At 70.0% G+C, this 13,732-nt stretch carries 21 protein-coding genes; 3 read left to right on the forward strand and 18 right to left on the reverse strand.

From position 1 onward, the window contains the following. Positions 1-82: 82 nt before the first annotated feature. The 9 genes from HUA75_RS45785 to HUA75_RS45825 form a co-directional block, all read right to left on the reverse strand. Positions 83-472 (reverse strand): hypothetical protein, encoded by a 390-nt coding sequence (locus HUA75_RS45785; protein ID WP_174490097.1) that lies wholly within the window; start codon positions 470-472, stop codon positions 83-85. Further along, positions 469-957 (reverse strand): DnaT-like ssDNA-binding protein, encoded by a 489-nt coding sequence (locus HUA75_RS45790; protein WP_174490098.1) that lies wholly within the window; start codon positions 955-957, stop codon positions 469-471. Before HUA75_RS45790 ends, HUA75_RS45785 begins: the two co-directional genes overlap by 4 nt. 18 nt (positions 958-975) lie before the next feature. After that, on the reverse strand, positions 976-1,482 hold the full coding sequence (locus HUA75_RS45795) for a hypothetical protein (protein ID WP_174490099.1): 507 nt from the start codon (positions 1,480-1,482) through the stop codon (positions 976-978). A gap of 109 nt (positions 1,483-1,591) precedes the next feature. Continuing rightward, positions 1,592-2,512: a major capsid protein gene (locus HUA75_RS45800; RefSeq protein ID WP_174490100.1), complete on the reverse strand. Its 921-nt coding sequence runs from the start codon at positions 2,510-2,512 to the stop codon at positions 1,592-1,594. A 168-nt stretch (positions 2,513-2,680) separates the two neighbouring features. Further along, positions 2,681-3,439 (reverse strand): hypothetical protein, encoded by a 759-nt coding sequence (locus HUA75_RS45805; protein ID WP_174490101.1) that lies wholly within the window; start codon positions 3,437-3,439, stop codon positions 2,681-2,683. 35 nt (positions 3,440-3,474) lie between these two features. Next, a complete protein-coding gene (locus HUA75_RS47415; protein ID WP_174490102.1) occupies positions 3,475-4,692 on the reverse strand; it encodes a minor capsid protein in 1,218 nt (405 codons plus the stop codon). After that, a complete protein-coding gene (locus HUA75_RS45815; RefSeq protein WP_174490103.1) occupies positions 4,689-4,904 on the reverse strand; it encodes a hypothetical protein in 216 nt (71 codons plus the stop codon). Before HUA75_RS45815 ends, HUA75_RS47415 begins: the two co-directional genes overlap by 4 nt. Continuing rightward, a complete protein-coding gene (locus HUA75_RS47420) occupies positions 4,901-5,209 on the reverse strand; it encodes a DUF4031 domain-containing protein (RefSeq protein ID WP_174490104.1) in 309 nt (102 codons plus the stop codon). The genes HUA75_RS45815 and HUA75_RS47420 overlap by 4 nt, the downstream gene beginning before the upstream one ends. Then, positions 5,206-5,406 carry a hypothetical protein gene (locus HUA75_RS45825; RefSeq protein WP_174490105.1) on the reverse strand — a complete coding sequence of 67 codons (201 nt, stop codon included), beginning with the start codon at positions 5,404-5,406 and terminating at the stop codon, positions 5,206-5,208. The genes HUA75_RS47420 and HUA75_RS45825 overlap by 4 nt, the downstream gene beginning before the upstream one ends. Before the next feature lie 112 nt (positions 5,407-5,518). On the opposite strand from HUA75_RS45825, the gene HUA75_RS48180 reads away from it, so the two are divergent. Beyond that, a complete protein-coding gene (locus HUA75_RS48180) occupies positions 5,519-5,746 on the forward strand; it encodes a DUF2158 domain-containing protein (protein WP_174490106.1) in 228 nt (75 codons plus the stop codon). Beyond that, positions 5,743-6,009 carry a hypothetical protein gene (locus tag HUA75_RS45835; protein ID WP_174490107.1) on the forward strand — a complete coding sequence of 89 codons (267 nt, stop codon included), beginning with the start codon at positions 5,743-5,745 and terminating at the stop codon, positions 6,007-6,009. Before HUA75_RS48180 ends, HUA75_RS45835 begins: the two co-directional genes overlap by 4 nt. A 50-nt stretch (positions 6,010-6,059) precedes the next feature. Here the strand turns inward: HUA75_RS45835 and HUA75_RS45840 are convergent, their stop codons facing one another. From HUA75_RS45840 to HUA75_RS45875, 8 genes are all read right to left on the reverse strand, one after another. Then, the gene (locus HUA75_RS45840) at positions 6,060-6,848 is read right to left on the reverse strand and encodes a hypothetical protein (RefSeq protein ID WP_174490108.1); all 789 of its coding nucleotides are present in this window, start codon (positions 6,846-6,848) and stop codon (positions 6,060-6,062) included. After that, positions 6,842-7,186, reverse strand: a complete 345-nt coding sequence (locus HUA75_RS45845) for a hypothetical protein (RefSeq protein ID WP_174490109.1) — start codon at positions 7,184-7,186, stop codon at positions 6,842-6,844. The genes HUA75_RS45840 and HUA75_RS45845 overlap by 7 nt, the downstream gene beginning before the upstream one ends. Positions 7,187-7,554: 368 nt before the next feature. Beyond that, positions 7,555-9,123 (reverse strand): DUF4055 domain-containing protein, encoded by a 1,569-nt coding sequence (locus tag HUA75_RS45850; protein ID WP_174490110.1) that lies wholly within the window; start codon positions 9,121-9,123, stop codon positions 7,555-7,557. Continuing rightward, positions 9,120-9,362 carry a hypothetical protein gene (locus HUA75_RS45855; RefSeq protein ID WP_174490111.1) on the reverse strand — a complete coding sequence of 81 codons (243 nt, stop codon included), beginning with the start codon at positions 9,360-9,362 and terminating at the stop codon, positions 9,120-9,122. The genes HUA75_RS45850 and HUA75_RS45855 overlap by 4 nt, the downstream gene beginning before the upstream one ends. After that, a complete protein-coding gene (locus tag HUA75_RS45860) occupies positions 9,359-9,895 on the reverse strand; it encodes a hypothetical protein (RefSeq protein WP_174490112.1) in 537 nt (178 codons plus the stop codon). The genes HUA75_RS45855 and HUA75_RS45860 overlap by 4 nt, the downstream gene beginning before the upstream one ends. After that, entirely contained in the window at positions 9,892-10,395 is a 504-nt protein-coding gene (locus HUA75_RS45865) for a Mov34/MPN/PAD-1 family protein (RefSeq protein WP_174490113.1), read from the reverse strand. The genes HUA75_RS45860 and HUA75_RS45865 overlap by 4 nt, the downstream gene beginning before the upstream one ends. Next, positions 10,392-12,008 (reverse strand): hypothetical protein, encoded by a 1,617-nt coding sequence (locus HUA75_RS48185; RefSeq protein ID WP_174490114.1) that lies wholly within the window; start codon positions 12,006-12,008, stop codon positions 10,392-10,394. The genes HUA75_RS45865 and HUA75_RS48185 overlap by 4 nt, the downstream gene beginning before the upstream one ends. Then, positions 12,005-12,565, reverse strand: coding sequence for a terminase small subunit (locus HUA75_RS45875; RefSeq protein WP_174490115.1), 561 nt, complete (start codon positions 12,563-12,565; stop codon positions 12,005-12,007). Before HUA75_RS45875 ends, HUA75_RS48185 begins: the two co-directional genes overlap by 4 nt. Positions 12,566-12,677: 112 nt before the next feature. Here HUA75_RS45875 and HUA75_RS45880 point away from each other — a divergent pair, with 112 nt between their 5' ends. Further along, complete coding sequence (locus HUA75_RS45880; protein ID WP_174490116.1) at positions 12,678-12,992, forward strand: hypothetical protein; 315 nt, start codon at positions 12,678-12,680, stop codon at positions 12,990-12,992. Here the strand turns inward: HUA75_RS45880 and HUA75_RS45885 are convergent. Next, positions 12,979-13,641, reverse strand: coding sequence for a hypothetical protein (locus HUA75_RS45885; RefSeq protein WP_174490117.1), 663 nt, complete (start codon positions 13,639-13,641; stop codon positions 12,979-12,981). The two genes, HUA75_RS45880 and HUA75_RS45885, sit on opposite strands and share 14 nt — an antisense overlap. Positions 13,642-13,732 lie beyond the last annotated feature (91 nt).

Consider the following 13,732-nt stretch of genomic DNA (forward strand, 5'->3'; position numbering starts at 1 on the left):
TTCGTCGCGCCCACGAAGGCCGCCACCTGTCGGGAGAAGCTGGCGCCCTTGCGGACCTTGGCGTCCGTGCGGCTGACGGTGCTCATGTCGAGGCCACCCGCAGCGTGTAGAGGATGGGCGTCCCGCCCAACTGCACGGGCGGGTCCGTCGCCAGGACAGTCCAGGTGCGGCCCTCCAGCGGGCCCACCTCGTCACCTGGCGCCGGCACCACGGACAGGCCGCCGGCCGCCACCAGCAGCTTGCGGCGCGCGGCGCGCACCGTGCTGCCCTTCGCCAGCGAGTCGCCCTCCTTGTCCTGCCCGCTGTCGGCCTGCACCTGCACCGTCACCGGGTACGTGGCCACCGCCACGGCCGGCGCCGAGGTGGCAACGTCGTACGCCCCCACCGTGCGCCGGGTGAGCGTCGCCGCCTGGCCGTACTTCTTCAGCAGGGCGAGGGACTTGCGCACCAGCCTGTCCGCCTGGGCACTCACCCTCGCACCACCTGCAGGGAGCCAATGCCCGGCCGCGTGCGCACCAGCGGCGACAGCACCTGCGCCACCTGGGCCGGAATGGGCACGTGCGTCTCCGCCGTCGTCTTCAGGGGGCCGACCTGGACGCCGCTGTCCACCACGGGCCCCAGCCCTGCCGTCCAGTCCTCGGGCATGAGGCGGAAGGCGAACTCCGCCACCGCGCCACGCAGGCGCAGCGGCACCGTGAGGGGCGACACGTCCACCCCGTCCAGCCGCACGCCACGCCGGGGCCACGCCAGCGCCTGGGCCTCGCTGACGCGCGCCCCCAGGTACTGGTAGTGGGTGTCCAAGAGACTCGTGGCCCACTTCAGGTGGCGCTCCTTCTGCTCCACCGTGGCGGCCTCCCACGCGGCGTTGTGCGCTCGCGCGGAGTGGTAGGCGTCCGCCTCCACCAGGGTGCAGTACGAGTCGGCGGCAGGGCCGCCCGGCGTCGCGTCAATGGGCATGGGCGGTTGCTCCTTGGCCTACTCGCCCTTCGGCGCCTTGAAGGCCTTCGGCGCCTTGGGGCCCTTCGCGTCGGTCGGGGCGGGCTCTTCCGGGGCCTTCGCCAGCTCCGTCGCCGCCTTCGCCTCGCGCGCCTCGGACAGGAGCTTCTCCAGCTCTGACGGCGCCAGAGCTCTGGCGCTCGCCGCCTTCGCCTCGCGCAGCTCTGCCCGGAGGCGCTCCATCTCCGCCTGCTGCGAGTCGATGTGCGACTTCGCGTCCTCCAGCGCAGACACCAGCTTCGGGTCTGCGGCACCGGCGGACTCCGCGCTCGCCTTCTCCTTCACCCACTTCGCCTGGGCCTCCTCGTACTCGCGCGAGTCCACCTGGAAGGCGCTGTGGTACTTGCCGAGAATGTGGAGGGCCGTCGCCGCGTGTCTCGGCACCTCGGCCACGCCGTCCTTGAAGTCGAAGCCCGCGAGGCTGCACGTCTCCCCCTCGCGCGGACCCACCAACGCCACGTCCACCGTCAGTCGGTTTCCAGCCATGTGTTGCTCCACAGGGAATGCGCCCAGCACATGCCGGGCGCGAGGTTGAGGGCCGCACCCGCCCAGGCAGGAAGTCCCCGCGGGCAGGCCCAGCCGAAAAGCGCGTCGCTCAGTTCTTCACGCCCTGGAGCACCGCCAGCCCCAGGTCGCTGAACACCGCCAGCCCGCAGTAGAACTTCACGCGGGTGATGGACTCGTCCTTCGACTCCGCCTCGCCGATTTCCGCGACGTGGATGCCCATCTGCTTCTTCGCGTGCAGCCCGGCGATGCCCACCTTGCGGGTGCCGTCGTCCAGGCACCCGGCGAGGATGCTGGTGCAGGTGGTGCTGGTGCCCTGCGTCTGATTGGTGGGAATCCAGTCGTTCCGGAAGATGGGGACACCCTCGTACACGAGGACCTCCTCCACGCCGTCCGCCAGCTCCACCGTCTCGATGATGCCGGCTCCGCCCTGCGTACGCAGCAGCGTCTTGAAGGAGCGAATGGTGCGGCCCGGCATCATGAAGAAGTCGAGCTTCCCGTCCTTCGCGGTGACCTTCTGCCGGAGCTGGTCCAGCAGGTCGAAGGAGAGGTCAGCGCCGTTCGGCCCGGCCACCAGCGTCTGGCCCGCGCTCGCCAGCCCCAGCAGGCCCTCGAACTCGTCATTGGCGCCGGTGCCATTGACGAGCAGGTTGGCGTACTTGCGGCCCACCGCCTTGGCCTTGCCCGCCACCTGGAGCGACTTCTGGTCGGTGGTGTCCGAGTGCGTCGCCTCGATGAAGTTGTCCACCTCGGCGTCGCCGATGATGCGCTTCAGTGCGCTCGTCACCTGGACGAAGGTGGTGGGCGACTTGGCGGTGATGGTGCCGCCGACGCCCAGCATCTGCACGTCGCCCAGCGAGGACTCGCGGTTGTAGACAATGGCGGGCCCCTCAACCGGGACGAAGGGGAGCACCTGGTAGAAGGAGTCAACGGTGACGATGCTCTCGATGATGCCGCCGACGAGATCGTCCTGAGTGAGCTTGCCAGCCTCGACAAGGGTAATGGAAGACATAGGAAGGCGCTCCTCCTCGGAGCGAGGGAAAGAACGGCAGAGGGAAGGCGCGCCAAGGGCGGGGCTGCGGGGAGCCTTTGGCGACGTCTGGCTTTGAGGAAGAGTGACTGCCTCCGGGAATCCCTCCCGGTTTGTCGCGAGCCGCATCACGCGCACCCGCGACGGGTGCTACTTCTTCAACCCCTTGGAGATACGTCCCACCGGGGTCAGTTTGCCGCTACTCCCGGGAATCCCTCCCGAGTTCGCCCCCGAGGGCGTCCCGCCGCCCGAGGAACCCGTGCCCTTGAAGGCACGAGCGAAGCGCGGGTCCTTCTTGAGCTCCAGGACGTACTCTTCGACCGTCATGGGGCTGCCCGACTTGCTGTCGCGAGGGTTGCCCTTCTCGTCAGTAATTCGGACCAAAAATTCGCCGTCTTCCTCGACCAAAGTCACGTTGGGCGCGACGATTGGTAAGAGAAGATCGACAGCCCCTTCATTTTTCACGAGCGCGTCGCGGACGGCGGACTCGGCGATGCGGGTGTGGAGAACGGACGTCAGCCGCTTCACCTCGGCATCTTTCTCGCCCAGGGTCTTGGTGTGGTTCGCCTCCAGCGTGGTGCGCTGCTTCTCCCACGCCTCCGCGCCCTCCTTCCCCTTACGCGCTTCGGCCAGTTCCGCGCGCAAGTCGGCCACCAGCCTCTCGACTTCCTCCGGCGCCTTCCCCAGCTTCGTGAATCCGGCGAGCTGGTTCTTCAGCTCCTTGCCAATGTCGCGCTCCTTCTTCAGCGTGTTGGCGAGGGCGGAGGTGTCCAGCCGCTTCGCCAGCTCCCCGTCGAGGGTGAACTTCGGGGCCTCGCCCTCCGCGCCGTCCTTCTTCGCGTACAGCCCGCGGTACGTCTCGGGCACCTCGTCCAGCTTCTCCAGCTCCGGCTGCCACTCGAACGGCATGTGCGTCTTCTCCTCTCGTCCTGCGCGCGGGTCCGTTACAACTTCGCCCGCTTGAAAGCCGCGGCCTCCGCCGCGTGCAGTTGCTCCAGCGTCAGCGTCTTCCCGCTGGCGTCGGTGAAGCGCCCCAACGGCAAGCGGCCGTCACGCCACAGCCGGGCGCGCGTGGGCCCGAGGACCTCGTCCTGGAATGGCGTGGGCTGCTTCCGGAGCCACTCCTCGTAGGACAGGCCCTTGGGCACCTGGCCGACGTTCTCCCGCGTCCACTTCTGGCGTTGGCGAGAGATGGCGGCCGCGCGGTCTATCTCGGACATGGCTTTCCAGCGCGCCTCGCCCGCCTTGGCCTTGGCCTCGGCACGGAAGTCGATGTCCCGTTGACGCCTTGTGCGTGTGTCCGTGACAGAGGGCCGGTCTCCCACCATTTTCACGCCGTCAATGACTGGCGACGTGGTTGTGCGGCAGCCTCGGTGGAAAGGAGGACGGCGTCCGTCGCGCACGGGGAACACCTTCCCGTCCAGCGCCATGCACCCCAGCGTGGTGCGGCCATCGAGGGTGGCCACCAAGCGGACGAACTGGACGATGTCCGCGTTCGCCTTGAACACCTCCTCCCGGGCCTGGGTGGAGACGTGGTTGGTGGCGGTGCGAATCACCGACTCCGCGTTGCGCCGGCTCGTCTCCAGTATCCCGTTGGAGTAGCCCTCGGCTCGGGTGCCCATGACTTCGCGCACCATCTGCTGCGTCGTCTTGCCCTCCACCACGCCCTGGCGCACGACGCGCCCCAGCCTGTCCACGTCGGCGGGGGCGAGGGCGTCCGCCCAGTCCTTCAGCACGTGCCCCTCGAAGGGCCGAGAGAATGCGGCCGCGTGCAGCACCTCCGCGGTGGGCGTGGCCACGGACAGCTCGACGATGAGCGTCTCCCGCAGCACCGCCGCCTGCCACCTGGCCTCGTGCAGCGCGAAGGCGCCCAGCTCCTCAGTCATGAGGCCCATCGCCGTGCCGTACGCCTCGGCGCGCACGCCGCCCACCCTGGCCAGCATCTCCTCCATGCGCCGCGTCACCTGGGGCCCGGCGTCGTACCCGCCCGCCGCCTCAATGCGGGACAGGCGCTTCGTCAGCTCGGCTTCCAGGTCCTCCTCGGACTCGTTGAGGACCTCCACCACGCGGCGGACGAGGCCTGCCTTGTAGCGCTCCACCTGCACCCCGTGGGCGATGGAGCGCTCCAGCAGCTCCTCGTTCATCGTCGGGCCGGTGCTCACCAGCAGCCCCAGGGAAGGCAGTCGTTGGACCCGACGGCGGTTTCCACCCGGACGTCCGTAGCGGAACTCGGCGTGGCGCCCACCGCACGCACGACCGTGGTGAACTCCGGCCGGGGCAGGAAGACAGCGTGAAAGACGCGCGTCACCTGGACGGAGTGCACCACCGTGCGCTCGAGGATCTCCTCGTTGGCCGTGCGGGTGGTGCCGCTCACCGGCGCGCCCTCCACCGCGCGAAGAAGGCGCGCAGCCCCGCGCGGTCCAGTTCCACGGCCCCAGCCTCGAGCGCCGCCGCTCGGCGCGGGGGCGTCAGGTCGTAGTGCGGCTTGCTCGCCTTGGGCGGGGCCTGAAACCACTCACGCTTCAGGCCGATGCGGGCCGCGAAGGCGTGCAACTCCTCCTCCCCGCCCGGGTCGCAGGAGAGGTGGCACCACTGGTGCCCGTGGGGCGCGCCTGCCCGACGGGTGGCCGCATCCTTCGGTGGCGGGTGCGGGACGAGCTGGTCGACGTAGACGCTCACGCGTCACCGCCGCGCGTGCACTGGCACTCGGTGGCGGACGTCCACGCCGGACACCCCGTCTCCGCCGGGTGCCACCGGGCACCAGCCACGACGAGGAAGAGTTCACTCATGTGCCGGACGAAGAGCTCGTCGCCCACGCGGACCATGCGGCCACCAGGGATGGCCGGGGTGACGAGGAGGGCAACGTCAATGCGCATGCCCCCCAGGCTCACCCGTGCCGAGGACACCTTCCGAAGTGGCAACCGGTTAGGGCTCGCGCGTCACGCCCGTTCGGGTAGTGTCACCCAACCACACGCAGAGAGGGAGTGAATGGCAAAGGCAAAGGCAGGGTTTCAGATCGGCGACATCGTAAGGCTCAAGAGCGGCGGCCCAAACATGACGGTGAAGTTTCAGTATGCAACCGGCAACTACTCTTACAAATGTCAATGGTTCGCGGGCAAAAAACTAGAGGAGGGGGAGTTCCCTATAGACTCGTTGGAACGCGCCCCGGCGAATCCACCACCCCCTTCCCCTGGCACGAGCGGGCAGAGCACATGACCCCCGCCGACGCGGCCAACTGGATGCTTGGCCACCTCCACCGCGACGCGTGCCTCTATCAAGACGACGTCGTCGACATGCTGGTGAAGCACGGCGCAGACGCGTTGTTGCGTGAAAATGCCGACGGCAACGTCGTGCTCGCCAAGCCGCTCCTCGACGCGTTCATGGCGCTCACCACCGAGACAGTCGTGTGGGTCAAGCCAGAGCGCTACTGGCGGTGGCGTGTCCCCGAAGATGAGCCCGGTCGCGACCAACGCGGTTGACGAGGTCGATGATTGGCAGGGGCGCTGCGGCCTTCACCGCGTCCGCACCCTCACGAGCGCTCCCACTTCGGGTACGGCAGGCTGGGCGGAAGACGCCGGCGGACAGCGGGACGCAGCCCCCACAGGTAGCGGTGATTGCCCCGGTGGCGCTGTCGGCGCGTCACCCGGGGCAGCCACTCCCGGAGCCAGCCGCGCAGGTCCTCGCCAGGCGCCGGCCACTGGGCGCCGGACTCCACCAGCTGCGCCACGGCGTACCGCCAGCCCTGCTCCCTCGCCCTCACCTTCTGGGCGGCGCGCGCGCTGAACACCGTCCCGTCGGGCAGCAGGTGCAGCGTGCGCGGCGTCGCCCGTCCCCGGTACACCGCGTTGTGCGCCTGGTAGATGGTGCCCACGTGCCCGGGGAACACCAGCTCGCCGCTCGCGGTGGTGCGGGCCTCCGGGTCCGCGAACGACTGGACGCCCACCACCCCGTCGCGCGCCAGCACCTCGAAGGCCCGCGCGAGGAACCACGTCTCCCCGTTGGCGGGCACCTCGTCGAGCAGCACGAAGCGCCCGAGCTCCACGGAGGACGCCGCCCCGCCGGGGAACACGGCCAGCGACTTGTCGTTGACTGGCTGGGACAGCACCGCCACGCCCACCAGCGCGCCGCGCCGGTGAAGGCCAAAGCGCCACCGCGCCGCTGGGTAGGAGCCGCTGTAGTGGTGCGCCTCGACGAAGGCGCGCGCCTCGGTGTCTCGGGCGAGCGTGGCCACCTCGTACTCGCGCGTCTGGATGGGCTCCCCCGCCGGCCGGTAGCTGGCCCGCCTCGCGCCCCACCGCTGAACACAGGCCGTCAGCACCGCTCACCCGCTCTCGCCCCCCGAAGCGCGCGCAGCTCCGCCAGCAGGCCCAGCACCACGCGGGGCTGGAAGGCCAGCACGTGGCGCGCTCGGTCCGGCACGGCCGCCACCGGCCCAGCCACGTGCAGGAAGGCGCCCGCCGAGCACACGGCGGCGACACGGGCCGTGCTGCGGGACTCCAGGGGCAGATGAACGCTCGATGCCGGGTCCTCGGCCAGGTGGGGCGACGTCTCTGCCGTCTCCAGAGTCCAGCCCTCGTCGTGCCGGGCGGCCGCGCGGGCCACGCGCCCGAGCTCTTCCAGGTCCAGCTCGCCGGCAGCCTGTTCTGCGGTGCGCACCGTCTGCCCAGGTTCCGAGGAGTTTCCTCCCGGTTCCCCTGTCGTTTCGGGCGCCTCACCGTGCGCACCAACCAGGCGCGCCAATGCCTCCCGCACCGCGCGCTGCTCAAGCGCGGCCGCACAGTGGACGCAGGCCGTGAGGCGGCTGGCGTCCATCGGCTCTGAGCAGCAGGAGCAGCGAGGCCAGCGGCGCGCCCTCACCCCGGGTGCCTCCCACCGCGGTGGCGTGGCTCCGCACCGAGTGCAGGTGGCGCAGGCCTCCCTGAGCCGCTCCCCGCACTCGCACCGAGCCGCTGACGCCCCCTCCACATCGGCGAGCACGGACGCCACCTTCAACGCCAGCTCGGCCCCCATGGCACGGAGCCGCTTCACGCAGCACCTCCAGCGGGGGCAGCGGGTTGCCCTTGCGCGGGCTGTTCGCCGCTGGACTCCTTCGCCCCCTGGTCGGGCTGCTGGGGCCGGGGCTCGTCCTTCGGCTCCGAGCGAAGCGTGCCCAGCCTGGGCCCCTCGGCCTCGAGGTAGTCCGCGTCCAGCTCCTCGTCGAAGTCCGAGGAGAGGGTGCTCCGGCGCTGCAGCTCCTTCAGGAACGTCTTCCGGGAGATGTCGCCGGCAGCCCGTGCCTTGAAGAGCACCTCCAGCCCCTGCGCGTCCCCCTCCTCCACGCCGAAGTCCGTGTGGACGGACACCTTCAGCTTGTCGTCCGGCACGTCCAGGGACACCCACTGGGCCGCGAAGTGGAAGGCCAGGGCCAGCGAATCGCCGAAGCGGCGGGCCATGGACTGGAGCTTCGAGTAGCTCTGCCCGGTGTTGATGTCCTTCTCCGTCGCCGTGGTGTTGCTCTTCCTGCGGACGACCAGCTCGATGCTTAGCGCCGCCATCTGGTCCTCCAGGCGCTCCAGGTCCTTCGCACCGGCCTCGATGGCAGCCCCGGTATGCTCGACGTAGTAGAACTTCCCCTGGGGGTTGGTGGTGGTGAGTAGCGAGTGGGGGCCGATGGTGATGCCGCCCTGCCCTCTCGACTTCCCGAGGAACTCTACGTCCTCGGCGCTCATCCCTTCCGTGCTGGTGCGCTCTTCCCGCGGCGACTCCTCCGCCACACCCGAGGCCGCCAGGATTGGGAACCGCGCCACGGTGAGGATGTTTCGCTGGTCACTGGCGGACTGCCAGTGCTCCAGGTTCTTCTCCACCAGGGACAGCAACGGCGGGCGGATGAGCATGAAGCCCTTCGGCTTGCCCGCGTACCAGGTGACGAGGGGGATGAAGCCCAGCGTGTTCTCCCCGCCGTCGACCAGCGTCCATGCGCCTTTCCCCTCCCGCTCGAAGAGTTTCCACTCCTCCCGCTCGATGACGCGCACCCGCTCCACGGCGACTTCGTCGTAGCCGGACACCTTCGTCACGACCTCGCTGATGCGGACCTGCGTCAGCACCTGGGCGCCGCCCTCCACGGTGGCGTAGGCAGCCAGGAGCGCGTCAGCGGGCACGTGGACGAAGTAGGGGCGGATGTCCGCCTCCACCTCGTCCGCCCGCGTCTGCACCTGGGCCCTGTCCACCTTGGGGAAGTCGACGAGGATGTGCGTCAGCCCCTTGCCCAGCCCGTCCGTGAAGACGTTGCGGGCCCAGGACGTCAAGTCGTTGCCCTGCCTGTCCACGTCGCCCACGAGGTTGTGCAGCTCCTCGGGCGCGGAGTCGGCCAGCACCACCGGCTTGGTGAAGGGCATCTCCGCCAGCGTGGAGAGGGACGTCTCGAAGTAGTTGAAGAGGAAGCTGCGCTGGAGGCGCTCGTTGTAGGCCTCGTCGGACTCGCGGGCGTGCCGAGGCAGGTACGTCGTCGCAGCGGCGCGCATCGCCTCCGTGCCCCCCTGGAGGGCCTTCACCATGGCCCAGTGCGGCTCCATCGCCTTGTAGGCGCTGCTCTTGTTGCTCACATCGGACGTCATGGGCGGGCCCTCTCTGCATGGCCGGGGCGGCGGAGGTGGACGTACTGCCAGGCCCGGAGGGACAGCCGGGACAGGCGCGTGGACTTCCGGAATTCGAGGTAGGCGTAGAAGCGCAGCACCAGCACGGTGGAGTCCCGCCGGGCGGCACGGGGCAACCCGCGCCCGCGCAGGCGCCAGGTGGAGGCGGCACGGCGGCGCGCGGCCACCGGCGGGGTGGGCGTGCGGCCGGTGGCGCTCACGTGGACACCAGACGGAAGGGGCCGCGCACGTCCGTGTTGCCACGCTCCGCCGCTCGCAGGGCCAGGCGCACCCGGGCATTGGGCGCCATGGCATGGGTGGCAAACAGGGCGCCCCTGGCGAGGTCCGCCCCGCTGCCCACGGCGTCGAAGGCGTCGCGTGGCTCTCCCACGTGGAAGTCACCCTCGACGCGGAAGAGACGCGCATGGACGCCCACCAGGAAGACTCCTCCCAACTCCTGGCCGGACTCCACCCGCGCCCAGCCCGCCGTCTTCAGCGCCTCGCGCAGGGTGTCCACGAAGGCCGTGGCCATGTAGCGCATGAGGGCGCCGTCCTGGGTGGGCGGGGCCGGCGGCGAAAAGGCGTACCGCAGCACCTGCCCCATCCGGTACGAGGACGTGAAGCCCATGACGAAGGGCCCCGTTCGGAACACCTTCTCGTCCCTGCGGAGGACGAGCTGCACGCCCGCTGCCCCGGCACTGTCCCCGCCCAGGCACACGCGGCCCTTCGCCACCACTCCAGCAATGCACGTCACGCTGCCACCTCGGGCGTCATGCGGCGGACGGCGGACTCGCCGCGCACCAGGGTGAAGAGAGAGGCCACGGCGTCACCCATGTCGGCCGGGCCCGCCAGCAGCAGGTGCAGCGCCTCAGGCCGGGAGGGCGTCAGCGCCCCCTGAATGGAGGCCACGTCCGTCGCGGACAGCACCGCGGGGCCGCCCGGGTGGGTGTGCCAGTCGCCCAGGTAGTGCAGCTCTGGGTGGACACGCGCCACCAGCCGGGTGTCCCGCGCCCCGTCCGACTCGTAGCCCAGGCGGCTGCGACGCGCGCGCCTTCCCGGGCCCGTCAGCGCCAGCACGTGGGCCTCGCCGTCCACCACCTGCCCCAGCAGCAGCCCGCCCGTCTCTAGCGGTGCACGCACCCGGGCCAGGCGCTGGGCCTTCGCTAGCACCACGCTCCGCACCCAGACGCGGTACGGGCCGGACACGTACAGGACGGCACCAGGTGCCTGCGCCATGGCGCACGCTGCGCTCACCGGTAGCTCCCCACCTTGAAGGTGTCGGCATCCTTGCCCAGCATCAGCTCCGTCAGCGCCCACACCGCGGCATCCATGCGGTTGGGGCTCCAGGTGGACTCCCCGGGCACCCAGGTCGTCATCTCGTCCTCGAGGGCAGGCAGCAGGCCTACGTGGTGCACCTTCCCGCGCTCGTACAGGGCGGCCACAGGCTCGGCGCGCTTCGCCTTGCCGCGAGAGGCCGTCACCACCTTCACGTTGACGGGCCTGCGCATCTCCTTCGCCTTGCTGCGAATGGTGGTCTCCACCATGTCGCCGCCGAAGTTCTTCTCGCCCACCACGGCGTCGGCCGACTCCCGCTCGTAGGCCGCCAGCGCCTTCGTGGCCCACGCCTCGGCGGAGAGCTTCCCAGAGGCGTCCAGCCACACGTAGGCGTGCCCGTTGGAGGCCTTGCCGGCGCAGACAATGCCCACCTCGTCGTTGCTAGGGCCGTCCCCGCCTGCCGGGTCCACAGCCACCACCACGCGCACCATGGGCAACGGCTTGCCCTCGGCGTCCACCGGGCGAGGGGCGCGCGTGTTCTCCAGCGTCTCAGGAGTCCACAGGGCGCCCACCGCCGCCGCCTTGAAGGCCTCCTCCACCGTCGCCGGGTACTCGCGCCGGAAGTCGGCCACGCCCTTCTCGAAGGCCGACACCTTCGAGCGGCGCCACGCCAACTGCCCGTCGTCCAGGGCGTAGCCGTGCACCTTGTGGCACAGCTCCGCGTACCGCACCTCTTCGGAGGAGCGCTCAAAGCCCGCTGGCACCGGCAACCGGTACTCGTCCTGCCAGAACCAGGGGATGAAGATGAGCTCGTACTCGTTCTCCCCCTTCTGCGCCGCGAGGCAGAGCCGGTAGAAGAGTCCCTGCGGCCCGTCGCTGGTGGACTCGAGGATGATCTCCGTCCCCGGCACGTTGCCCACGGCCTCCAGCACGCCGCGCATGTGGCCCGAGGCGTTGGGCCAGAAGGCGACTTCCGAGCCGTGGAAGTACTGCAGGGTGGAGCTGCGGCCCGTCCCCTTGCTGCCTGCGGTGCCCACCTTGTAGCCACTCGCGAGCTTGTCGAAGATCAGCTCCTTCGCGTTGGACGCGCTCGTGGTGGGCTTCGCGAGCGCCGGGCAGTGCTCGTGGTACGTCTTCGCCATTTTGAAGAGGTTCGCCGTCGCCGGGTCCTCGTGCGTGAGGATGTAGGCGCTCACGCCCTTCCGGTGCGACACCCGCCAGTAGAAGCGCGCCTCCACGTACGTGCTGCACCCCTGCTGGCGCCCCTTGAGGATGATGGCGCGCACCCTCCCCGTCTTCCGGAGCTGCGCCTCCAGCCTCTCGTGCAGGTACAGCTGAGCCTTGTTCAGCTTCAGCCGCGGCAGCTCCGCCCCAGACACCTCCTTCGGGCGGATGCGCAGGCACTTCTCCGCGTAGTGGGGGAAGTCGTCCTTCAGCCGCTGGCGGATGGCCTTCTCTCGCGGCGACAGCTCCTCCTGCGCGTCCTGCGCCACCGGCCGCCCACCACGCCCCCTCAGCTCGCGCGGCTGACGGCGCCGAGCCACCTGCGAACGGAGGGAGGGCTTCTTCCGCGCCTGCCGGGCCGCGCTCACTCCAGCTCCCCCAGCGCTTCCTCGTGGCTCTTCTTCACCTCCGTCAGCTCCACCTTGTCGGTGAACAGCTTCAGGTACTTGCCGAGCAGCTCCAGCGCCTTGTCCTTCGGCCAGAGCTTCAGCTTCGTCACCGTACCGACCTGGACGCGCTCCTCCCCCTTCCCCGCGAAGAGCTCTTCCACCTCGATGCTGGAGATGGCGCGGCGGAAGTCCTCGGGCATGTCCTTCAACGCGAGCAACCCACCGCGCTCGCCCACGCCCTGGCCGATGTCGGAGAAGGCGATACGCCGCAGCTCGCGGATGACCTCGGCCACCTCGACGACGACCTCGTCCTTCACGGCCTCATCGAGGGCCGCCTGGCCAGCCTCCACGGCCGCCAGAACCTTGGCATTCCTCAACAGGCGGGAGCCCTGGGACTCCGCCGTCGCCTCGGAGTACCCGGCGCGGATGGCGGCCTGGGTAGCGTTGGAGTCCTTCAGGTACTCCCGGACGAAGGCCTCCTGCTTCGCCGTCAGCGCGCGCGACGAGTCAGCCGGTGCCTTCCGGGTCTCCTGCATGCTGGGCGTGCTGGGACGCTTTCCTGCCACAGCGCCGAGTGTTGGCGCGTGCGGGGACGGCGTCCGTCACCTACAGCAAGGCCGGTGGTATGGGTGGGACGAGAGGTGAGGGTTGAGCGAGCCGAAGTTCGAAACGCTGGGCGCTGTGTTCGAGAGCGTTGCAACGCGCAATTGGCGCCACTCGCTGTATGGCGCCACGCGGCCCCCGTGGACGGCGGACACGCAGTGCGTCGTCTTGGAGCGAGATACCTACTCCACGGAGGTGCCGGAGTTCGCCGCGAAGCAATCCCTCCGAGAAGTGCTGTCCGTCCACCAAGTCCAGGACATCGTCGAGAACGCCCGCCAGCAGCTTCCGGCCCCAAGCGTTGATGACCTGGTCCGGGCGTTCAACTTCTACTTCGCCCGGGATGCGTTCATTCGGTTCTGACCCGAGACTCCCCCCGCACCGCCCTGCCCCACGCCTCGACGACGCGCTGGACGCGGGCCAGCCGCATCGCCACGGCCTGCGGGGAGACTCCGCGCGCGCGGGCCACCTCGGCGCCGGAGCGGCCCTCCATCGCACACCCCCACCAGGTCTCGAAGGCCTCGTGCGCCTGACGGCGGGCCACATCCCCATCCCGCCCTTGGACCAGCCGGGCGACAATCTCCGCCTCCGCCCTCCGCGACAGCTCCCGGGCATCGCTGGCGGCGCCCTCCTCCTCGAGCTCGGCCGCGAGCCGGCTGGCGAAGGTGTCCAGGTCGCTGCCGGGGAGCAATTCGTCCAAGCTCGTCGTCTCGGGGTGTCGGTGGATGAAGCGCGACATCACCGCCTGAACACGCATTCGGAGGTACCAGGGGAATCGGCTCTCGGAGGGCACCCACCGCTGGGCGGCACTCACCAGCGCATCGGCAGCCAGCCCCGCGGCCTCGTCCTCGTGGTGCCCGAGCCCAGCCCCGTGCAGGCGCTTCAACGTCAGCCCCAGGGCCAGCGGGCGCCACCGTTCACAGAGACGCTGCTGGTCCACCGTCAGGGGGCGGGCAGCCCCTTCTTCACCATCCGTCGACTCGCCCCGGGCGCGGGACTCAACACCTGCCATGCCTCAGAGTGTCGGGGAGGGCGGGGACGGCGTCCGAGACCTACCTACTGGAGGCGCGCTTGCCGCTGGCCGCGTTCACACCCCGTCGCAC

The sequence above is a fragment of the Myxococcus sp. CA040A genome, from assembly GCF_013336725.1.
Lineage (GTDB): Bacteria > Myxococcota > Myxococcia > Myxococcales > Myxococcaceae > Myxococcus > Myxococcus llanfairpwllgwyngyllgogerychwyrndrobwllllantysiliogogogochensis.

Bases quoted from the DNA above. Each gene is read 5' to 3' on its own strand.
- HUA75_RS45790 (WP_174490098.1), bottom strand. From the start codon at position 957: ATGCCCATTGACGCGACGCCGGGCGGCCCTGCCGCCGACTCGTACTGC.
- HUA75_RS45795 (WP_174490099.1), bottom strand. From the start codon at position 1,482: ATGGCTGGAAACCGACTGACGGTGGACGTGGCGTTGGTGGGTCCGCGC.
- HUA75_RS45800 (WP_174490100.1), bottom strand. From the start codon at position 2,512: ATGTCTTCCATTACCCTTGTCGAGGCTGGCAAGCTCACTCAGGACGAT.
- HUA75_RS45805 (WP_174490101.1), bottom strand. From the start codon at position 3,439: ATGCCGTTCGAGTGGCAGCCGGAGCTGGAGAAGCTGGACGAGGTGCCC.
- HUA75_RS45825 (WP_174490105.1), bottom strand. From the start codon at position 5,406: ATGCGCATTGACGTTGCCCTCCTCGTCACCCCGGCCATCCCTGGTGGC.
- HUA75_RS48180 (WP_174490106.1), top strand. From the start codon at position 5,519: ATGGCAAAGGCAAAGGCAGGGTTTCAGATCGGCGACATCGTAAGGCTC.
- HUA75_RS45835 (WP_174490107.1), top strand. From the start codon at position 5,743: ATGACCCCCGCCGACGCGGCCAACTGGATGCTTGGCCACCTCCACCGC.
- HUA75_RS45850 (WP_174490110.1), bottom strand. From the start codon at position 9,123: ATGACGTCCGATGTGAGCAACAAGAGCAGCGCCTACAAGGCGATGGAG.
- HUA75_RS45875 (WP_174490115.1), bottom strand. From the start codon at position 12,565: ATGCAGGAGACCCGGAAGGCACCGGCTGACTCGTCGCGCGCGCTGACG.
- HUA75_RS45885 (WP_174490117.1), bottom strand. From the start codon at position 13,641: ATGGCAGGTGTTGAGTCCCGCGCCCGGGGCGAGTCGACGGATGGTGAA.